Below are 21,738 nucleotides of genomic sequence, written 5' to 3' on the forward strand. Positions count from 1 at the left end.
GCAAAAAGCATCCCACTCAACACCCAAACAAGCACAAAAAAACAGAACACCCCACAAGGTTGTCCTGCCTTCATTCTGTCACTTAATAAAAACGCTTAAAGCTCTCGAAATGTTTACCCCAATAAGAATTATCCAAAGTATTCACCTCAACCCCATCTGAACCAGCGTGAACAAATTGATTATTACCAAGATACACGCCAAGATGAGAAATCCCTTGCTTATATGTATTCTCAAAAAATACAAGATCTCCAACCTGTGGGTTACTCACATCAAAGGAACGATCATAATATCCTTGCGAAGAATAGCGACTCATCGATTTCCCTGCTTGATTAAACACATAATAAATAAAGCCACTACAATCAAATCCAGCTGTCGTTGTCCCACCCCATACATACGGAGTACCAACCAAACCTTTTGCTACATTCACAACCGACGTAATCGCAGGAGAAACTTCAGCGGGAGCAGACGTCTGAACAACATTAAGTTGCTTGCTGCTGGAAACCTGAGTGCTACCGGCCTGTGCCTTAAGCTTCAGCTTTTGACCTGGGAAAATCAAATCCGATGTCAAGTTATTGTATGATTTTAATTGTTGGACCGTTAATCCGTACGTACTTCCAATTTTACTTAATGTATCCCCACTTTTAATCACATATTCGGTAGCGGTTGCATTCTCTGTTAGAGAAGGAGTCGTAATCGCCGGTTGTGAGCTAGTATTAGATGGTTTCGATACATGAAATACCTGGCCAGGATAGATTAAATGACCTTCTATACTATTCCAACTTCTCAATTCAGTAAGTGAGATTCCATGTTTATTGGCTATTCCAATCAGTGTATCCCCTGAAACAACCTTATACGTTTTTGTAACCGTTGTAGCAGTTGCTACTTGTGTTATAGGTGTTACGGTAGTGATATCGGTTGAAGTCGTTGATGAAGGTGGTGTAGATTCATCTTCTGGATTCGTGACGGTAAGGGTTTGACTGATAAAGATCCGATCCGAAGAAAGTTGATTCCACTTTTTCAAATGATTAACAGTTGTATTATACTTTTTCGCAAGTTGAGAAAGTGTATCTCCTTTTTGAACCTTGTGTGTGTCCGCGGATGCAGTTGTCGAGAAGGTAGCAGACAAGATCGCTGCAGTGGCGAGCGTTGCAACTGTTTTTTTCATATAACCATTCACTCCTAAAATTCGCATAGTATACTCACATTCTATCATAATATATCTACTAAAAAACAATTATTTTGGAAGAAGTTAGAACATTTTGACACATATTGCATTATTACTAGATAATGAGTAAAATAAGTACATGCGTGAAATGACAATTACCAATAAACGGCAGATAAAATACGACATAAATTGACAAACGCTACCCATATATTTGATTATTATGTCTTTAAAAGAAAGGTGAGCATGATGGAGGAACAAGATTATAAACAAAAAAGATTGTTCAAAAACTTATTAGAAAAGATGTATGAAAAAGGTGAGATGGAGAAAGAAGTCTCAACAAAAGACATCATTCAAGACATGGAAGTTGAATTGCGCAGCATCCTCTCAGCAAAATAATGTATAGGGCAACCTAATCTGATAGAAACGACAGACAAAAAAATAAGCTACACCTCCGTTGGCCACTTCAAATCGAAAGTGGCATTTTTAATGCAGAAAACACTCTTACCGTCATGATTTGTGAATCCCAATGAATTTCCAAACAAATTCTACCAGATTTCTGGATATATTCATGGGCCATGATAAAATAGAGAAGAGGAGGCGTTCAGCAAAAATGAAAAAAAGTCACATTAGATTCATCGGTATACTATTATTATTTATTGGATTATTAGCAGGCTGTAACAATGAATCACAGCCGTCAGATCGACTATCCCAATACATAAAGCTTTGGAATGAACAAAAATTCGAAGACATGTACGGACTTTTAACCTCAACAGCACAAGAAACCGTTACAAAAGAAGAATTTGTCAATCGTTATGAGAAAATATACAAGGATCTACAAATCAGTAAACTAAGCGTTGAGTTTGAGAAGCCAGAAGACGAAGAAAAAGTAGAAGGGGAAACAGTGAGCTACCCGTTTTCCGCTGAAATGGACAGTCTAGCAGGACCCATCACCTTTGATCATCAGGCTACCCTCAAAAAAGAAACGCAAGATGACGGTGAGAATTGGTATCTGGATTGGAATACAACCTACATATTCCCACAACTCGAACAAGGAGACACCATCGGCCTTTCCGCCATTCCTGCGAAAAGAGGCGAGATTCAAGACCGAAGCGGAAAGGGGATGGCCTTAAACGGCAATGTGTACGAAGTTGGAATCGTCCCTAGTGGGTTAGGCGATCAAAAAGAGGCGATCATCGAGAAAGTATCAGACCTTCTTGAGATTAGTACGGAAAGCATCAATCAAGCGCTTGATGCCTCATGGGTACAACCCGATCTATTTGTTCCGATAAAAAAACTACCGCTTGAGGAACAGGAACTCGTTGCAAGTGTAACAGAGTTGGATGCTGTTCAATCAAGACAAATACCAGCAAGAGTCTATCCGTATAAAGAGACGGGCGCCCATTTAGTCGGTTATGTCGGACCGATCACAGCGGAAGAACTCGAAGCCCGAAAGGATAAGGGTTATAGCAGCACAGACCGTATCGGAAAAAGAGGCCTGGAGCAAGTATTAGATGAACGGTTAAAAGGGAAAAACGGAGTAAAAATTACGGTGAACAAAGAAGATCATACAGCAGAAGTATTGGCTGAAAAAGAAGTCGTACATGGTGAAAATGTTCAACTCACGATTGATATGAACATCCAAACGAAGCTGCAACAAGAATTAGCCGATCAAGCAGGAACAGCGGCAGCTATCCATCCGCAAACAGGTGAAACATTGGGCTTGGTGAGTGCCCCGAGCTTTGATCCGAATATTTTATCGTTAGGCGCAACAGCCGATGTGTGGGCAGCTTTGGAAGAAGACCCGCAAAAACCGCTCCTCAATCGTTTTTCAGCCAGCTATGCACCAGGGTCGGTCATTAAACCACTCACCGCATCCATTGGCTTAAGTGAGGGAGCCATTGATGACCAAACGACGATTCAAGTCGATGGTCTGAAATGGCGAAAGGATTCTTCATGGGGCAACTACTATGTCACAAGAGTGACCGATCCAAAAACAGCGGTTGATTTGGAAAAAGCCTTACTCTATTCAGACAATATTTACTTTGCCCAAGCAGCACTCGCACTCGGGAAGGATGCCTTCATCAATGGTCTAAAAGGCTTTGGGTTTGAAGAAGAGATTCCGTATCCTTATCCACTAGAATCATCGGTAACCGGTTCAATGGATAGCGAACTCCTTGTAGCGAATTCCGGCTATGGCCAAGCAGAGACTGAAATGAACATCCTGCATCTCGCAGCAACATACACACCTTTTATCAATGAAGGAACACTCCTCACACCGACTTTATTTCTTGAAGGCGAGAAAGGAAAACCGTGGAAGGAAAACGTGATGAGTGCGGAGCAAGCAAGCAAAATCAATACGATGCTACAAAAAGTCGTCAATGATCCACGAGGAACAGCGAACAAAGCTAAAATCGAAGGCCTTCCGTTAGCGGGGAAAACAGGTACCGCGGAACTGAAAGAGAAACAAGGAGAAAGAGGAAACGAAAACGGCTGGTTCGTCGCCTACAACACCGAAAACCCATCCCTCCTCATCTCAATGATGGTAGAAGAGGTCCAAGACAAAGGCGGCTCAACATTCGTAGTCGAAAAAGTAAAAAATGTATTCCAACAACAATAAAAACCAGAACGAGCAAAGACCAGGTACCTGGTATTCCACAGCACAAACGGATAGTGCAGAAACCGGTGCCTGGCTCCTCGTTCAGCACTAAATAGAATAAAAAAGAAAAAGATCATTCTAATCCATACAAAAAACCGAAGAACCAAACCAGATGCCTGGCACCCACAAGGTATGGTAAACTACAGAAAAAAACAGACCCAAGGAGAGATCAACTTGAAAAAAGTAAGAAAAGCCATCATCCCGGCAGCGGGACTCGGCACACGATTCCTACCAGCAACAAAAGCCATGCCAAAAGAAATGCTACCCATCGTCGACAAACCAACCATCCAATACATCGTCGAAGAAGCCATCGAATCCGGCATCGAAGACATCATCATCGTAACCGGAAAAGGCAAACGATCCATCGAAGACCACTTCGACCATGCCGTAGAACTCGAACAAAACCTCATGAGCAAAGAAAAATACGAGATGCTCGAAGAAATCCAAAACATCTCCAACATGGTCGATATCCACTACATCCGTCAAAAAGAACCAAAAGGACTCGGACATGCTGTCTGGTGCGCACGCAAATTCATCGGTAACGAACCATTCGCCGTCCTGCTAGGAGACGACATCGTCCAAGCCGAAACACCGTGTCTCAAACAACTAATAGACCAATACAACCAAACCCTTTCATCTGCCATCGGCGTCCAAAGAGTTCCCGAAACCGAAACCCATCGTTACGGAGTCATTGACCCACTCGAAAGCTATGGACGTAGCTACCAAGTACGGAACTTCGTCGAGAAGCCAGCAAAAGGAACAGCACCATCCAACCTAGCGATCATCGGAAGATACATCTTCACACCAGAGATCTTCCTGTTCCTAGACAAACAAGAAGTCGGAGCCGGTGGAGAAATCCAACTGACCGATGCGATTCAACAACTAAACGCCATCCAGCGCGTATTCGCACTGGAATTCGAAGGAAACCGATACGACGTAGGAGAAAAACTAGGCTTCATCGAAACCACGATCGAATTCGCTCTTCAACACGAAGACTTACGAGAAGATTTATTACGATTCATGGCAAAGAAATTAGATAACGCACAAGAATAACAAAAAAGACGGATGGTGTCAGTAATGGCACCGTCCGTCTTTCTCTATCTTTAATTGATATATTAAATGGAGAGAACACTCATTTTAGTTACCCATTTCTTGAGTTGTCAATTTTTGATGCCTGCATACAAAATAAACAAGAGGTTAGAGTGACTTTTCCCCCTTGTTGAATGTTTTAAAAGCAATCCACCATTAATCATCTTAATTGCGGACCACGGTATGTTTTTATTTTGGAATCTTGTGAAATCTCAGTACTCTTACCGAATTCAATAGTAGGTAGGTGAAACATGGTGGTCGTACGGGTTTCTCTATGAAATTGTTATTCTCATACAAACAGTTTTTCCAGCAGCCTTACAACAAAATCCATGTTGAGTGAAATAGCAATGACCTTCTAAACCTAATTGAACGATTAGTGCGTTTAGCTGTGTTACATCCCCTGCGTTCATTAATGATACTACTTGCACGGCTAATTTTGGGTCCATTGCTACCCTGTTTAGGAAAGCACTCCAGTTCGCAATGGCGAGTCTCAAGGCCTCAGCATCTTGATTTGCATTTTGCTGCCTAGTGGCATGTGGCGGGTAATAGGTTGCTGGGCTTGAATTTGAATTGTACGGAGTCGAATTATAATTGGGAGACTGAGAATGTTGCTGCTGATTCCATTCCATATAATGATTCATAACATACCAAACCTCCAGTCTAAATAAATGGTCTTATCTAAACCAATATATGCTTACAATGAGCAATATGACCTTAAATTAACGACCAAGTATCTTCTTACTCTCTCACCTACTCAAGCTAACTGTCATATTAAATTTCTTATTCGAATACTTTTATTAAGGGTCCCGTTAAATAAAGAAAATAACTTTGAATGGAGGATTTATGGATCAATCACTGATTTTAAATTATGATTGGATGAACAATGTAAAATCAGCATTGTTTGATAAGTTGAATAACTCTCCAGAATTTCAAACCAAATTTATAAGCGATACAACGAATACCCTATTGCACGAATTTTATCGAGGTACACCTAAACCAATATCTTTTGGTAAAATAAGCGATGAAAATTTATTGATGTTTAATTTGTTAAAGGATCGGGATTTTTTGACTTGGAGTGAAGATTATAAAATAAATATTAATGATAAGTTACAAAAGGCAACCAGTTTATCCTTTTATAATAGACATAAAAAAGCAATGGAATTATTCGACCAAACAAGTCAATATGTAGATACAATCAATGCAATATTAACCGTTAGTGATTTAGGAAAAAGTCTACCTTTACCACCAGCAATGAAGGAAGCTCGAGATGGTAGACAAATACCAGGTTCCGGACCAGGACCGTACGGAGCACCAGTGCCAGGACCAGGACCGTATGGAGTACCAGGTCCTGGCCCAGGCCCACAATCAGGTTTAGTCCCCCTTGTAGCAGTAGCAGTTGCAGCAGTAGCTGCCACAGTAGTTGTCGCTTTTCATGTTAAAATTGTGCATCCTGGTCCAGAACAAATAATTTCTGTATCGGCAACGATGACTCAGCCTGTTGTCTCGGTGAGGTTCTCACCGCCTGTTGTCTCGGTGAGGTTCTCGCCGCCTGTTGCCTCGCTTAGGTTCTCACCACCTGTCGCCTCACTTAGATTCGCACCAACCGTTCCTAGAATAAGCACTGTTGAGTGGGGAGGTCTTACAAGACAAGATTTGAAAATTACTACAAATTTAATTTATAAATCTTTAATGAAGTAGAGGTGATGAAACATTGGAAAACTTCAATCTACAGCCCATCCCGGAAATGAAGACTCTCTCAATTCTTTTAACTTATCAATGTACTGCACAATGTGAAAATTGTGGAACGCTAAGCAGTCCCCATATTAAAACACGCCTCTCTTTAGATGAGGTTCACTCCGTTATCGAACAGGCTGCCGAACTCGATTATAGATTAATCGTATTTACAGGTGGAGAGGCAACGCTTAATAAAAGAGCACTCATTGCTGGAATAAAGAAAGCAGTAGAGCTGAATTTGCCTGTACGACTAGTCACAAACGCCCATTGGGGGAAAACAATTGATTTAGCTCGAAAGATGATAAGCGAATTACAAGATGCAGGGTTGTCAGAAATAAATTTTAGTACCGGAGATCAACATACTAGGTTTGTTCCGCTAGACAATGTTATGAATGCTACACTTGCTGCAGTTGAATATAATATGCCCGCGACGATCATGGTTGAAATTTTTCAAGATAGATCGATTTCTAAATCAGTAGTTGAAGACCATGCAATTTTCAAATATGCGATTAACAATTATCCATATGGCATTATTAATATTATAGAAAGTCCTTGGATGCCCATATCGACAAGACCATCATATAAATATCCCCTTGGTTTAACTACAAATAGAAAAAATTTAGCTGTCACCAAAGGATGTGATAGTGTATTATCAACTACCACCATATTGGCAGATGGGAATATTGCTGCGTGTTGCGGTATAGGAATGCGGAAAATTCCAGAATTAAAATTAGGAAATATACGCGATACAAAAATAAACAAAGCAGATAATGAGGCTGAATCAGATTTTTTAAAGAGATGGATCAAAATAGAGGGTCCAGAAAAAATATTAGCCTGGGCGGCGGAACATGACCCTGAAATTGAATGGGAGGATATGTATGCCCATCAATGCCAAGCTTGTTTTCGCCTATATAAGGACCCAAAAGTTCGTCAGGTAATCCGCAATCATCATCAAGAAAAGATTGCGGATGTCCTGTTTTCTGAATGGTTGATGCATCACTATAATACAAAAGACAATGTAAGCCTCCCGCCTTCCATTTGATGATAGAGGAAGGCTTTTTTTTATTTCTTTTTTATTTCAATGAAGAAACACCCTTGCTTTACTTAAAAAGTGGAGTATAGGCTAAATAGAAGAGAACTTAGTATATAGAGATCCGACTGAAAATTAAAACATTGTGTTCACCATAAACGACCAATCTCTACTGCGATTAGCTTATTTAAATGAGAAGCTAAATATTTTCGTGGTCAAAATGTAGGCAATAGCACTTTTTAGGCAAAAAAAAGACCCCCAAACCAAAAGGTTCGAGAGCCTTGAAACATTGATATCTTAATGTTTTGAGAACTGAGGTGCACGACCAGCACCTATAAAACTGTATTTTTCACTGTCATTCCCCAGCAATCAGATAATCAATCACAACCTCAGCCCATAACTCATGTCCTTTCGCACTCGGCTGTGAGGAATCTTCTTCTAAATACTCTTTAATCTCTTCTGTAGCAGGATCTGGCCAAGCCTCCCAATGATTCAAATAAACAATTCCCTGGGCTTCCGCATACTTCTTTAACTCTCCTACCTGAATCGGATAATACGTTGCATTATACAATGGATGTGGCGGCTGCAAAATAAACACAGAATCAGGATATTCCTCTTCAACCGCCTCCATCACAGAAGACACATTCCTTAAAGAATCATCAATCGTCACAAGCCCATTATCCTTTAACGTAAAAGGCTCGAAAAGGACAAGATCAGGTTGAGCCTCAATAAGCTCATCTTGTAGATTTTGGTTTGTATACTCATGAGAAGTAAGGTTATAACGATAAGTAGTGACTTCAATATGATCGCCATACGTTTCCTCTAATGCACCTTTCACCAGTTGCGGCCAAGACGATTCACCCTCTCCTAAGGAATTCGAACCTAAGAAGGCAATGTTGAAAGTCTTCCCGTCTGCCACCTTCGCTTGGAACGTATCCACACTTTCAGCCGGCCAATTCACTGTATAGCCTAGTAAATGGTCTAATAGAGCAGGATTAGTAGCTTTATTCTCTTGTGCCTTATCCTGCGTGGAATCATTTATAGCAGTAACATCGGTCTTTTCATTCCAATGAATTTGACCGAAAAATAAAAGTGCCACACAAGCTAGAACTAATGTCACGCTTGTAAGCCTTATCAATGTTTTCATATCAAGTTCCTCCGTCTTTTTTCATAGTTGACTATTTCCATAAAACTCCCTTGCAATAAGTTCCATTTTGTAATTTACCCTTCACATTTAGGCTGAATCATAGTTTAATAAAGAAGTGAGTTCCAACAAAAAACGAGTTATTTATTAAAATTATGTCAGTATTAGACAAAAAAGGCAATAACCTATGCTATAATTATACTGTTTTCATTGCAAAAAAATGAGAAAGTAGTATACAAGATTCATATATGACTGCAAAGGATCGTATGAGTCTATTTCAGATGTCTGAAATAGACAATCATATACTAGTGACTCTCACCATCATTTAGGAGGACAAAATGGAAGAAACAATTAGTCTTAAAGAACTATTTCAGACGTTAAGGAAACGAATGAGCTTGATCGTCATCATCATAGCAATCGCTGTAATCATTAGTGGGATTGTTAGCTTTTTTATCATCACCCCAATTTATCAATCTTCAACCCAACTCTTAGTAAACCAAGCAAAAAATGAGCAGACAGAATACAATACGAACTCAGTTCAAACAAACCTGCAATTAATTAACACGTATAACGTCATTATTAAAAGCTCAGCGATTTTAGATAAAGTCGCCGATCAATTAGGAAGTGATTTGACAGCGGCGCAACTAAATCAAAAAATCACTGTTTCAAGTGAGCAAAACTCTCAAGTAGTTAACCTAGTTGTTCAAGATCCAAACCCACAAATGGCAGCAGACATTGCCAATACAACAGCAGAAGTGTTTCAAAAAGAGATCGTGACACTCATGAACATTGATAACGTAAATATTTTAGCCCAAGCAACAGTGGGAGAAAACCAATCACCCATTAAGCCACAGCCATTATTAAACATTGCCATCGCTCTTGTTGTTGGTTTAATGGCAGGTGTCGGTGTTGCGTTCTTGTTAGAGTATTTGGATAACACGGTGAAAGATGAACAAGATATTGAAAAATTATTAGGATTACCTGTCTTAGGTGCGATCGCAACAATTGAGTCTTCGGCCAATATGACAGGAAGATCAGGGAAAGCGACACATGCAAAAGTAAGGGGTGAGTCACTTGGCTCTTAATAAGAAGACAAAAAAGAAAGCAATTGAGCTGAAACGTAGTTTGATTACAAACAATGATCCAAAGTCACCTATTTCTGAGCAATATCGAACGATCAGAACGAATATCCAGTTCTCATCTGTTGATCAAGAATTCAAGACAATGGTTGTGACATCATCAGGTCCTGGTGAAGGGAAATCAACAACGGTTGCCAATCTGGCGGTTGTCTTTGCCCAACAAGGGAAAAAGGTCCTCCTTGTAGACGCTGATTTACGAAAGCCAACCGTTCATTATACGTTTAATTTAATGAATACATTTGGATTAACAAATGTTCTAACAAGACAATCAGAGTTAGGCGGAGTGGTAAAGGAATCGGTCGAAAAGAATCTCTATATATTAACAAGTGGCCCGATCCCGCCAAATCCTGCTGAACTATTAGGTTCCAAAGCAATGGAGCATTTCATGAAAGAAGTAGTCGAAGAATTCGACATGGTCCTCTTTGATGCCCCGCCATTATTAGCTGTGACAGATGGTCAAGTATTAGCGAGTAAATGTGATGGTGTGATTCTAGTAGTAGGTAGCGGTAAGGCAGAGGCAGAACAAGTCGTGAAGGCGAAAGAACTATTAGATGCAGCGAAAAGCCATATCATCGGGGTTGTCTTAAATAATAAGAAAATGCAAAACTCTGATCAATACTATTATTATGGTGAAAAATAGGATGTTTTGTTGTCGAAATGTTTACCAATTAGGATTAGCATGTTATTGTTATTATTGTGATTTATTGGAAAAATAAGAATGATAGAGGTGAGTAGAATGATTGATATCCATTGTCATATATTGCCGGGAATTGACGACGGCGCAAAAAACATCGAAGATTCAATGCTAATGGCGAAAGAAGCAGTTCGTGAGGGGATCCATACAATCATTGCTACCCCTCATCATAAAAATAATCAATATGAAAATGAAAAACGAGCCATTTTGGAGCATGTATCCCATTTGAATAAATACCTTGAAAATGAAGGAATCCCGCTGACGATTTTGCCTGGTCAAGAAAACCGGATTTATGGCGAAATCATTACAGACTATCTATCTGGGGGAAAAATACTTCCTCTAGCAGAATCTTCTTATCTTTTTATTGAATTTCCATCAGGAAGTGTGCCACGCTACGCAGAAAGATTGTTATATGAGCTTCAGACAGAAGGACTTATTCCAATTATTGTCCATCCAGAAAGAAACCAAGAAATCAACGAAAACCCTGATCTTCTCTATAAGTTTGTGAATAATGGAGCATTAACACAAGTAACAGCAGGAAGTGTGTGCGGCTATTTCGGGAAAAACATTAAGAAGTTTTCTCGTCAGTTAATTGAAGCCAATCTCACACATTTTATTGCGTCAGATGCCCACAATGTTCGTAATCGCACCTTTAAAATGGTCGAGGCGATGGAGCAGATCGAGAAGAGTTATGGGCTGGATATGGTTTATTTGTTTAGGGAGAATGCGGAGTTGCTTGTAGAAAATAAAAACGTCTATAAAGAGATACCAGAAAAGGTCCAACGAAAGAAATTTTTAGGGCTTTTCTAGCACATAATGGTGCCTGGCACCGCCAAATACTTTTTATCTAAAAAGCCATGAATAGTAGAATCTATTTTGAGAATTGATATTTTGTTGTGGTGTCTGACACCTTCGCATATATTATTCCTTCAAACCAATTGGATAGCATTCGGCGATGCCTCCTGTCCGTTATCCATGGAGGCACTCGGTTACGCTGTGGGACTAAAGTTATAGGTCCTTAGACACCCGTTGTCAGGAGCGTGATGTGAGGGTGGGTTAAATGCCTGTTTAGTTTTTAGTTAGTTGGTTAGTGATTAGTTGGACAGGAAAAACCTAACTACCTAACCAGCTATCCAACTAGTAGTTAGTATTTAATGAGAGAACATATCAGTAGATGTATTCTCTCATTAAATACTAATTTTATGTTTATCAAAATAAAGTCAAAGAAGGGGTTGCGAGTGAGTTATAAAAGGCGTGTTCCGCTATTAGTTATCTTGGATTCAATTATTGTTTTATTTGCGATTTTTGTCGGATACCTTGTGTTAAACCCTTATATGAACTTTTACACCGTACCGATGCTATGGATCAGTTCGATCACCTTATTAGTCTGCCATCATTTATTTGCTTCTATTTATGGCCTTTATCGAAAAGCATGGGCGTATGCAAGTGTTGGGGAGTTAACATCCATTGTAAAGGCTGTTACACTGTCAATCATTATGACGGCAGTTGTTCAACTTGCTGTGACTCAGGATATTTATTTTCGCGTTTTAGGGATTACATGGATGCTGCATGTCATCTTAATTGGTGGATCGCGATTCTCGTGGAGGATTTTCCGGGATCGAATCATTTCACCAAACCCTAAGAAAAAACGCACACTGATTGTCGGTGCAGGTTCAGCAGGGACAATGGTGGCGAGACAACTGTTGAAAAATAATGATACTGACCTATGTCCAATCGCGTTTGTCGATGATGATCCGAATAAGTATAAGTTACAGATATATGGGATCGATGTAAAAGGGAATAGTCAGGATATTCCTCGTATTGTCGAAGAGTGCAAGATTGATAATATCGTGATTGCGATTCCGTCGTTGGAAAAGCAAGAAATGAAAAAGATTTATGAGGAATGTGCCAAGACGAAGGCAAAGACAAAGATTATGCCAATGATCGAAGACCTTGTGACAGGAAAAGTGTCGGTTAGTCAAATACGAGATGTGGAAGTAAAAGATTTGCTTGGTCGTGAGCCAATTGAGTTGGATATAAGCTCGATTTCGAATAAATTGACCGGGAAAACAGTGCTTGTGACAGGTGCAGGTGGATCAATTGGTTCGGAGATCTGTCGGCAGATTGCTCGGTTCTCTCCAGAAAAGTTACTTCTTTTAGGTCATGGAGAGAATAGTATTTATAGTATTGATATGGAGTTAAGAAAGACGTATATGGAAGAGTTTGAAATCATTCCCCTTATTGCAGACGTTCAGGATCGTGGTCGTATCTTTGATATTATGTCTAAATATAAGCCAGATGTTGTATATCATGCGGCGGCACATAAGCATGTTCCATTGATGGAGTATAATCCTGCGGAGGCTGTGAAGAACAATATTTTTGGGACGAGGAATGTGGCTGAGGCTGCGGATGCGTTTGGCGTGAAGAATTTTGTTCTTGTTTCGACGGATAAGGCGGTGAATCCTCCGAATGTGATGGGGGCAACGAAGCGGTTTGCTGAGATGGTGATTCAGAATTTGGCGAAGGAAAGTAAGACGAAGTTTGTCGCGGTCCGGTTTGGGAATGTGCTTGGGAGTCGCGGGAGTGTGATTCCACTGTTCAAGAAGCAGATTCAGGCAGGTGGTCCTGTGACAGTTACGGATCCTGAGATGACTAGATACTTCATGACGATCCCTGAGGCTTCGAGGCTGGTGATTCAGGCTGGGGCGTTGGCTCGTGGTGGTGAGGTGTTTGTGTTGGATATGGGTGAGCCTGTTAAGATTGTCGATTTGGCGAAGAACCTTATTACGCTTTCGGGTTATACAATAGAAGAGATCGGGATTAAGTTTTCTGGGATTCGACCTGGGGAGAAGTTGTTTGAAGAGTTGTTGAACGATAATGAGGTTCAGAATAAGCAAGTGTTTCCGAAGATTTTTATCGGGAAGGCTGTACCGATGGGGAAACAAGAACTTTATGAGGTTATAGAGACTTTGCCTGATAAGGATCCGGTTGAGTTGAAGGAGACTTTGGTTGAGATTGCTAATACGAAGTTTAGCGAGAAGAAAGCGCTAGTGAGTAGTATATGATTTGAACAGGGGATAGTTAGTTAGTGATTAGTGGGTTAGAAAGTTTTTTCGAACCAATTAGGAACTAACTAACTTCTCAACTTTAAAGATTGAATTGAGAACATAATATGGGTATATGGATTAGATGGAATAAGTGTTTAGTGGGTTAGTAGTTGGTTGGAGTTGACACTCCAGTAAAGTACTAAACGACTAAAAAAGTATTTGAATGAAAAATGGAGTTGGATACTATGAATAAAAACTTACTTATATTAGGTGGTGGTGGTCATGGGAGAGTGGTTAAAGAGACTGCAGTGGCAATGGGGGACTTTGACAGAGTAGATTTTTTAGATGACAACTCAGAGATAGCTATTGGCAAATGCGAGGATTTTAAGAAATATTCTAATGATTATTCATATGCCTTTGTTGCTTTTGGTAACAATAAGCAGAGAATGAGATATATTGTGAAATTAATTGATGCAGGCTTCCAATTCCCAGTGTTGATCCACCCTACAGCTTATATAAGCCCGTTAGCAAGGATTGAAATAGGTTCCATAGTTTGTGCAAAGGCGGTTGTTAATACCAACGCAATAATAGAGAAGGGATGCATCATTAGTATAGGAAGGAACGTTAGTTGATCACGACAGTTTTGTCAGTGAGGGCTCACATATCAATTCTGGTGCGATTGTTAAAGCGGGTTGCAGAGTGGAGCGACTTAAAAAAGTTGATGCTGGGATGGTTTATTCGAATAAAAAGCAATTAGAAGGATATAGTTTTGAGGTTGGAGTGTGAGAAAAATGTATTTAAAAATAAAAAGATTAATAGATATTGTTCTTTCCTTGACTGGACTTATTGTATTGTCACCGATATTTTTTATTTTAATTATAGCAATTAAGTTAGATTCAAAAGGCCCTATTCTCTTCAAACAAAAAAGGGTAGGAATTAATAAAACTCATTTTAATATATTAAAGTTTCGAACAATGAGAATAGATACACCGAAAGATACACCAACACATTTATTGGATAATCCAGAACAGTACATCACTAAAGTAGGTAAGTTTCTGAGAAAGACATCTCTAGACGAGCTACCACAAATTTGGAATATTTTTGTTGGAGAGATGAGTATTATCGGCCCAAGGCCAGCATTATGGAATCAGTATGATCTGATAGCAGAACGTGATAAGTATGGTGCGAATGATGTACCGCCTGGGCTTACAGGTTGGGCACAGATAAATGGTAGAGATGAACTTCCGATTGAGATTAAAGCAAAGTTAGATGGGGAGTACGTTGAGAAAATTAGTTTTTTGATGGATGTTAAGTGCTTCTTTGGGACTATCGTGAGTATTGCTAAGAGTGATGGCGTTGTTGAAGGTGGGACTGGAAAAATGGTAAAGAAACAAATCACTGGTACTAAGGAGAAGTTAACGAAGTGAAAAATATATTAATTACCGGAATAAATAGTTATGTTGGTACAAGCTTTGAAAAATGGTTAGGGAATTACCCTAATAAGTACCTGGTAGATTTAATTAGTATGCGAAATGATACATGGAAGGAAAAAGATTTTTCTAAGTATGAAGTTGTTTTACACGTAGCTGGCATAGCTCATGTCTCATCGGATCCGAAGATGGAAGATTTATATTATAAAGTAAATCGTGACCTGACAATTGAGGCTGCTGAGAAGGCTAAAGCTGAAGGTGTGAAGCAGTTCATTTTTTTGAGCAGCATCATTGTTTATGGGGATAGCAACAGTGGAAAAAGAGTTATTGATAAAAACACAGTACCTACACCGAGTAATTTTTATGGTAATAGTAAGCTTCAAGCAGAGGAAGGGATAAAATCTCTAGAAAGTAATCAATTTAAGGTAGCTATTGTGAGACCTCCAATGATTTATGGAAAGGGATCTAAAGGGAATTATCCAAAACTTGCAAAAGTAGCTCAGAAATTACCTGTGTTTCCTGATGTTGATAATGAGCGTAGTATGCTTCATATAGATAATCTTTGTGAATTTATTAGACTTATGATTGACAATGAAGAAAGTGGTTTATTTTTCCCGCAAAATAGTGAGTATGTTAAGACAAGTGAAATGGTCAAATTGATTGCTGATGTGCATGGTAAGAAAATAATACTTACAAAGTTGTTCAATCCAATATTAAAGGTTATAGGTTTGAAGTTAGGACTGATTAATAAGGTGTTCGGCAATTTGGTTTATGAAAAAAGTATTAGTAACTATAAGGAAAATTACCAAATAAGGGATTTACGGAAAACAATTGAATTGACGGAAAAATAAAGACGAAAGGAGGCAATGGAGTTGAAAAAACACATTTTAGTTATAGCGCAATACTTTTACCCTGAGCAATTCCGCATTAATGATATTTGTACTGAATGGGTTAAAAGGGGATATAAAGTAACAGTTATAACAGGAATTCCAAATTACCCACAGGGTAATTATTACGATGGGTATGGACTGTTTAAGAAAAGAAAAGAAATGTATAAAGGTATAGAGATTATTAGAATTCCTCTTATTCCAAGAGGGAATAATTCAATAATGCTTGCTTTAAACTATTTATCTTTTGTAGCTTCTGGTTTCTTTTGGAACCTATTTACGAAAATAAAAGCTGATTATGTTTTTATCTTTGAAGTATCGCCAATGACACAAGCCTTACCGGGTGTATGGTATGCGAAAAAAAGAAGTATTCCGTGTTATTTATACGTGCAAGATCTTTGGCCTGAAAATGTTGAAATAATAACAGGGATAACTAATAAACATATTATTGGTGCTATTGGCAAAATGGTTGATTATATCTATGCACGGTGTACTAAAATTTTTGCAACTTCAAATAGTTTTGTAGATTCAATAGAAAATCGTAATGTGCCGAGAGAAGTAATAGAATATTGGCCGCAATATGCTGAAGACTTTTATATACCATTAGAGAAAAAGTGTATTAAAGAAATTCCAAATGATGATGCTTTTAATATCGTATTTGCTGGTAATATTGGTAATGCACAAGGTTTAGATATTTTACCGAAAGTAGCTGTACTAATAAAAGAGAAGCAACTAAATAGAAATATTCGCTTTAATATAGTTGGAGATGGAAGATATAAGGAAACTTTAGTTGAAATGGTTAATTCAAATAATGTACAGGATATGTTTAATTTTATTCCAAAACAGCCTGCAAACAGGATTCCAGAATTTATGGCTGCTTGCGATTCTGCTTTTTTATGCTTAACAGATGGTCCATTATTTGCAATGACAATCCCTGCAAAACTCCAATCTTATATGGCATGTGGAATTCCAATTATTGCTTCTGCTGAAGGTGAAACAAATCAAATAATAAAAGAGTCAAATGCAGGTTTATCTAGTCCTGCTGGTGATGCACAAAAACTTTCTGAGATTATTATTGAACTATCTTCTAAATCTAGTAAAGAATTAAAACAATTAGGTTTTAATTCTAGAAGTTACTATGATAAAAACTTTAATAAAGAAGAACTATTGAACAGAATGGATGTAAACTTTAGAGATAACTTAAATTTGGAGGCGAAACAAATTGTTTAAAAATAAGACACTATTAATTACAGGTGGCACAGGTTCCTTTGGTAATGCAGTTATGAAGAGATTTCTAGATACTGATATAAAAGAAGTTCGAATTTTCTCACGTGATGAAAAAAAACAAGAAGATATGAGAAAGCTTTATAAAAATGATAAACTTAAATTTTATCTTGGAGATGTAAGGGATTTAGCAAGTGTTAAAAACGCTATGCACGGAGTAGATTACATTTTCCATGCAGCTGCATTAAAACAAGTACCATCTTGTGAATTCTTTCCTTTAGAAGCGGTCAAAACGAATATATTGGGTACTGATAATGTATTAACAGCTGCTATTGATTATGGAGTAGAAAAAGTAATTTGTCTCTCAACTGATAAGGCAGCATATCCAATCAATGCAATGGGAATTTCAAAAGCAATGATGGAAAAGGTTTTTGTTGCTAAATCTAAAACTGTTGATCCAGATAGAACACTTATTTGTGGTACAAGATATGGTAATGTGATGGCCTCACGTGGATCGGTTATTCCACTATTTATTGACCAGATTAAAGGGGGACAACCTCTAACAGTAACTGATCCAAATATGACAAGATTTCTTATGAGTTTAGAAGAGGCAGTTGAGCTAGTCGTATTTGCTTTTCACAATGCTGAGGCAGGAGATGTCATGGTTCAAAAATCTCCGGCTAGTACAATTGGCGACCTTGCTCAAGCTGTAAAGGAATTATTTAATGCAGATAATGAAATTAAAATTATTGGAACACGTCATGGAGAAAAACGTTATGAAACTCTTCTTACTAAGGAAGAATATGTAGGTGCAGAAGACTTAGGTGAATTCTATAGAGTTCCTGCGGATCAAAGAGATCTTAACTATGATAAGTATTTTGCAGAGGGAGATCAAAAGCTTACTACCATAGAAGAATATAATTCGGATAATACACAAATCCTAACAGTTGAAGAAATTAAAGAGAAATTACTTGAGCTAGATTATGTTCAAAAAGAGCTTAAGGAATGGAATAAAAAGATTCACGTAATGAACTAAAGGGGAATTGGATGATGAATATTCTTGTTACAGGAGCGAAAGGTTTTGTAGGAAAAAACCTTATAGCTGAGCTTAAAAATAAAGGGTATAATGATATCCTTGAGTTTACTAGAGAAAGTGATCCTTCACTTCTTGAAAAGTATACAAAAGAATGTGACTTTGTATTTCATTTAGCTGGGGTAAACAGACCGAAAGATGAAAATGAATTTATGGAAGGCAATTTTGGTTTAACCTCTCAATTACTAGAACTGTTAAAGAAACATGGTAATAAAGCCCCTGTTCTTGTTACTTCCTCTATTCAAGCAGAAAAGGATAATCCTTACGGGAGAAGTAAAAAGGCAGGAGAGGATTTATTATTCAACTATTATAAAGAAACTGATGTAAAAGTTTATGTGTATAGACTACCAAACTTATTTGGAAAGTGGAGCAAACCTAACTATAATACAGTGGTGGCTACTTACTGTCATAATATAGCTAGAGACTTAGATATACAGATTAACAATCCTGATGCAGAACTTAACCTTTGTTATATAGATGATTTATTAGAGGAGTTCTTAAGAGCTCTAGAGGGTAATCCGACTATGCAGGAGGATGACTATTGTGTTGTACCTGTATCACATACAATTAAACTTGGAAAATTAGCTGACCTTATAAAAAGCTTCAAAGAAAGCAGAATAAATTTAAGTATTCCTAATATGGAAGATACTTTAACTAAAAAGCTTTATAGTACGTATTTAAGCTTTTTACCGGAAGATCAGTTTTCTTATGATCTTAAAATGAATTGTGATCATAGAGGGTCTTTTACAGAATTTATGAGGACGCCTGAAAGAGGGCAAGTTTCTGTAAATGTATCAAAACCCAGGATCACAAAAGGGAACCATTGGCACCACACTAAAAATGAAAAGTTCTTAGTAGTGAGCGGAGAAGGTTTAATTCGATTTAGAAAGATAGATACTGAAGAAATTATTGAATATAGAGTAAGTGGAGAAAAGTTACAGGTTGTAGATATACCTACTGGATATACACACTCCATTGTAAATGTAGGAGAGAATGATCTTGTAACAGTAATGTGGGCAAATGAATGTTTTGATCCAGAAAAGCCTGATACTTATTTCTTGGAGGTATAATTTATGAGAAAATTAAAAGTTATGACAGTCGTTGGTACCAGACCAGAGATTATAAGATTGTCAGCAGTTATTAATAAATTAGAAGAATCAGAGTCTGTGGAACATGTTCTTGTTCATACGGGTCAGAATTATGATTATGAATTAAATGAAGTGTTTTTTAAAGACTTTAATTTAAAGAAACCAGATTACTTTCTTAACGCAGCTACTGGAACTGCAGTAGAAACCATTGGTAATATCTTAGTTAAAATAGACCCTATTATGGAAGAAGTAAAACCAGATGCCTTTTTGGTGCTTGGAGATACTAATAGCTGTTTATGTGCTATCGCAGCTAAGAGAGGGCATATTCCTATTTTTCATATGGAAGCAGGCAATAGATGTTTTGATCAAAGAGTACCAGAAGAAACCAACAGAAAAATTGTTGATCATACAGCTGATATTAATTTAACTTATAGTGATATTGCAAGAGAATATTTGTTAAGAGAAGGGCTGCCGGCAGATAGAATTATTAAAACAGGAAGCCCAATGTTTGAAGTCCTCAATTCTAGAAAAGATGACATTGAGAAATCAGATGTATTAGAGAGATTGGAACTTGAAGAAGGAAAATATTTTGTAGTATCAGCTCACCGAGAAGAAAATATCAATTCGGAAACCAATTTCCTAGATTTAGTTGATAGTTTAAATGCGGTTGCTAAAAAATACAATATGCCTGTAATTGTAAGTACCCATCCCAGAACTAGAAATATGATTAATGCTAAAGGAATAGAGTTTAACCCTTTGGTGAAAACAATGAAACCTTTAGGATTTAATGATTATGTAAAACTACAAGTTAAAGCAAAAGCCGTACTTAGTGATAGTGGAACGATAAGCGAAGAATCATCAATTCTAGGATTTAAAGCTCTAAATATAAGACAAGCTCACGAAAGACCAGAAGCGATGGAGGAAGCATCAGCGATGATGGTTGGTTTAAAGAAAGAAAGAATATTACAGGGGCTAGAAATTCTAGAAACACAAGAGAAAGCTACATTAAGGGTTGTTGGAGACTATAGTATACCTAATGTATCGGATAAAGTATTAAGAATTATTTTATCATATACAGATTATGTTAACAGAGTTGTATGGGGGAAACGTTAGTGAGAGTTTTACAAATAAACTCTGTTTGTGGCGTTGGCAGTACAGGAAGAATTGCCACAGATATAGATAAGATTCTTAAGAGCGAGGGACATGAAGGATATATAGCCTATGGAAGAGGTACAGCAAGAGAATGTGATACAGTTATAAAAATTGGCAGTAATATGGACAACTACATTCATGTAGCAAAATCTAGACTCCTAGATAGACATGGATTCGGATCTGGAAAAGCAACAATGGATTTTATTAATAAAATTGATGAGTTAAACCCTGATATCATACATTTGCATAATATTCATGGGTATTATATAAATATAGAATTATTATTTGCTTATTTAAGGAAAGTCAATAAACCAGTAATATGGACTTTACATGATTGTTGGGCGTTTACAGGTCATTGTTCACATTTTGATTATGTTGGTTGTGAAAAATGGAAAACGGGGTGTTATAATTGTCCGCAAAAAAGTCAATATCCAGCAAGTGCATTATTAGATAACTCAAAAAAGAATTTTTTAAATAAAAAAGAACTATTTACTGGACTTAAAAACATGACTATAGTCACTCCTTCAAAATGGCTTGCAAATTTAGTAAAAGAATCATTTTTAGAAGAGTACCCAGTGAAAGTAATAAATAACGGAATTGATCTTGACGTTTTTAAACCAACTAATAGTAACTTTAGAGAGGAATTTGGATTACAAAACAAGTTCATTATTCTAGGTGTTGCAACTAATTGGGGAATGAGAAAGGGCTATAAGTATTTTTTAGATTTATCATCAAGAATACCAGATGATGAAGTAATAGTCTTAGTAGGGTTGACAGAAAAACAAGTAAATAATTTACCTAGTAATATTATTGGTATAACTCGAACGGATAGTACTAAAGAGTTGGCAGAAATATATTCATTAGTAGATGTTTTTGTGAATCCTACTGTAGAGGAGGTAATGGGGTTAGTAAATGTTGAAGCACTTGCCTGTGGAACTCCTGTTATTACCTTTAATACTGGTGGTAGTATTGAAACTGTTGATGAAGATTGTGGTTTTATAGTTGGAAAAGGTAATTTAGATGAATTAATTGAGAGAATTAAATTAGTGAAGGATAAAGGCAAATTAAATTATTCTAATAGGTGTTTAGAACGTACAAGACGTTTATATAGCAAACATGATAGATTTGGAGATTATATAAATTTATACAATGAGGTAGTTGATTAA

The 21,738-nt window shown here is 37.6% G+C and carries 20 protein-coding genes; 17 read left to right on the forward strand and 3 right to left on the reverse strand.

Annotated features, from left to right (window positions below; all coding sequences use genetic code 11):
* Positions 1 to 82: 82 nt before the first annotated feature.
* Positions 83 to 1,165 carry a C40 family peptidase gene (locus tag JMM81_RS06675; RefSeq protein ID WP_256240757.1) on the reverse strand — a complete coding sequence of 361 codons (1,083 nt, stop codon included), beginning with the start codon at positions 1,163 to 1,165 and terminating at the stop codon, positions 83 to 85.
* A 243-nt stretch (positions 1,166 to 1,408) separates the two neighbouring features.
* On the opposite strand from JMM81_RS06675, the gene JMM81_RS06680 reads away from it, so the two are divergent.
* The 3 genes from JMM81_RS06680 to galU all read left to right on the forward strand — a co-directional run bounded on the left by JMM81_RS06680 (position 1,409) and on the right by galU (position 4,874).
* A complete protein-coding gene (locus JMM81_RS06680; RefSeq protein ID WP_256240758.1) occupies positions 1,409 to 1,561 on the forward strand; it encodes a YwzD family small protein in 153 nt (50 codons plus the stop codon).
* Between the two features lie 214 nt (positions 1,562 to 1,775).
* Positions 1,776 to 3,782, forward strand: coding sequence for a penicillin-binding transpeptidase domain-containing protein (locus tag JMM81_RS06685; protein WP_256240759.1), 2,007 nt, complete (start codon positions 1,776 to 1,778; stop codon positions 3,780 to 3,782).
* A 213-nt stretch (positions 3,783 to 3,995) separates the two neighbouring features.
* The gene (galU, locus tag JMM81_RS06690; RefSeq protein ID WP_256240760.1) at positions 3,996 to 4,874 is read left to right on the forward strand and encodes a UTP--glucose-1-phosphate uridylyltransferase GalU; all 879 of its coding nucleotides are present in this window, start codon (positions 3,996 to 3,998) and stop codon (positions 4,872 to 4,874) included.
* A gap of 308 nt (positions 4,875 to 5,182) precedes the next feature.
* Here the strand turns inward: galU and JMM81_RS06695 are convergent, their stop codons facing one another.
* Positions 5,183 to 5,551 (reverse strand): hypothetical protein, encoded by a 369-nt coding sequence (locus JMM81_RS06695; protein ID WP_256240761.1) that lies wholly within the window; start codon positions 5,549 to 5,551, stop codon positions 5,183 to 5,185.
* Between the two features lie 202 nt (positions 5,552 to 5,753).
* Here JMM81_RS06695 and JMM81_RS06700 point away from each other — a divergent pair, with 202 nt between their 5' ends.
* Positions 5,754 to 6,608: a hypothetical protein gene (locus JMM81_RS06700; protein WP_256240762.1), complete on the forward strand. Its 855-nt coding sequence runs from the start codon at positions 5,754 to 5,756 to the stop codon at positions 6,606 to 6,608.
* A 13-nt stretch (positions 6,609 to 6,621) separates the two neighbouring features.
* Positions 6,622 to 7,686 (forward strand): radical SAM/SPASM domain-containing protein, encoded by a 1,065-nt coding sequence (locus JMM81_RS06705; RefSeq protein ID WP_256240763.1) that lies wholly within the window; start codon positions 6,622 to 6,624, stop codon positions 7,684 to 7,686.
* Positions 7,687 to 8,029: 343 nt separating this feature from the next.
* On the opposite strand, the gene JMM81_RS06710 is transcribed toward JMM81_RS06705, so the two are convergent.
* Positions 8,030 to 8,821 carry an SGNH/GDSL hydrolase family protein gene (locus tag JMM81_RS06710; RefSeq protein ID WP_256240764.1) on the reverse strand — a complete coding sequence of 264 codons (792 nt, stop codon included), beginning with the start codon at positions 8,819 to 8,821 and terminating at the stop codon, positions 8,030 to 8,032.
* A 335-nt stretch (positions 8,822 to 9,156) separates the two neighbouring features.
* Between JMM81_RS06710 and JMM81_RS06715 the strand changes: the two genes are divergently transcribed.
* The 12 genes from JMM81_RS06715 to JMM81_RS06770 all read left to right on the forward strand — a co-directional run bounded on the left by JMM81_RS06715 (position 9,157) and on the right by JMM81_RS06770 (position 21,738).
* Positions 9,157 to 9,903: a YveK family protein gene (locus JMM81_RS06715; protein ID WP_256240765.1), complete on the forward strand. Its 747-nt coding sequence runs from the start codon at positions 9,157 to 9,159 to the stop codon at positions 9,901 to 9,903.
* Positions 9,893 to 10,597 carry a CpsD/CapB family tyrosine-protein kinase gene (locus tag JMM81_RS06720; protein ID WP_256240766.1) on the forward strand — a complete coding sequence of 235 codons (705 nt, stop codon included), beginning with the start codon at positions 9,893 to 9,895 and terminating at the stop codon, positions 10,595 to 10,597. Before JMM81_RS06715 ends, JMM81_RS06720 begins: the two co-directional genes overlap by 11 nt.
* Positions 10,598 to 10,693: 96 nt before the next feature.
* Positions 10,694 to 11,461, forward strand: a complete 768-nt coding sequence (locus tag JMM81_RS06725) for a tyrosine-protein phosphatase (protein ID WP_256240767.1) — start codon at positions 10,694 to 10,696, stop codon at positions 11,459 to 11,461.
* 428 nt (positions 11,462 to 11,889) lie between these two features.
* On the forward strand, positions 11,890 to 13,716 hold the full coding sequence (locus JMM81_RS06730) for a polysaccharide biosynthesis protein (protein WP_256240769.1): 1,827 nt from the start codon (positions 11,890 to 11,892) through the stop codon (positions 13,714 to 13,716).
* 227 nt (positions 13,717 to 13,943) lie between these two features.
* Positions 13,944 to 14,330, forward strand: coding sequence for a PglD-related sugar-binding protein (locus JMM81_RS06735; RefSeq protein WP_256240770.1), 387 nt, complete (start codon positions 13,944 to 13,946; stop codon positions 14,328 to 14,330).
* Positions 14,331 to 14,489: 159 nt separating this feature from the next.
* Positions 14,490 to 15,125: a sugar transferase gene (locus JMM81_RS06740; protein WP_256240771.1), complete on the forward strand. Its 636-nt coding sequence runs from the start codon at positions 14,490 to 14,492 to the stop codon at positions 15,123 to 15,125.
* Complete coding sequence (locus JMM81_RS06745) at positions 15,122 to 15,979, forward strand: NAD-dependent epimerase/dehydratase family protein (protein ID WP_256240772.1); 858 nt, start codon at positions 15,122 to 15,124, stop codon at positions 15,977 to 15,979. Before JMM81_RS06740 ends, JMM81_RS06745 begins: the two co-directional genes overlap by 4 nt.
* 21 nt (positions 15,980 to 16,000) lie before the next feature.
* Positions 16,001 to 17,245 (forward strand): glycosyltransferase family 4 protein, encoded by a 1,245-nt coding sequence (locus JMM81_RS06750; protein ID WP_256240773.1) that lies wholly within the window; start codon positions 16,001 to 16,003, stop codon positions 17,243 to 17,245.
* Positions 17,238 to 18,275, forward strand: coding sequence for a polysaccharide biosynthesis protein (locus JMM81_RS06755; RefSeq protein WP_256240774.1), 1,038 nt, complete (start codon positions 17,238 to 17,240; stop codon positions 18,273 to 18,275). Before JMM81_RS06750 ends, JMM81_RS06755 begins: the two co-directional genes overlap by 8 nt.
* A 14-nt stretch (positions 18,276 to 18,289) precedes the next feature.
* The gene (locus JMM81_RS06760) at positions 18,290 to 19,402 is read left to right on the forward strand and encodes a capsular polysaccharide biosynthesis protein CapF (RefSeq protein WP_256240861.1); all 1,113 of its coding nucleotides are present in this window, start codon (positions 18,290 to 18,292) and stop codon (positions 19,400 to 19,402) included.
* Positions 19,403 to 19,405: 3 nt separating this feature from the next.
* Entirely contained in the window at positions 19,406 to 20,533 is a 1,128-nt protein-coding gene (gene wecB / locus JMM81_RS06765) for a non-hydrolyzing UDP-N-acetylglucosamine 2-epimerase (RefSeq protein ID WP_256240775.1), read from the forward strand.
* Positions 20,533 to 21,738, forward strand: coding sequence for a glycosyltransferase (locus JMM81_RS06770; RefSeq protein ID WP_256240776.1), 1,206 nt, complete (start codon positions 20,533 to 20,535; stop codon positions 21,736 to 21,738). The genes wecB and JMM81_RS06770 overlap by 1 nt, the downstream gene beginning before the upstream one ends.

Origin of the sequence: Bacillus sp. V3B (assembly GCF_024494465.1) — a bacterium.
Taxonomy (GTDB): domain Bacteria; phylum Bacillota; class Bacilli; order Bacillales; family Cytobacillaceae; genus Bacillus_BD.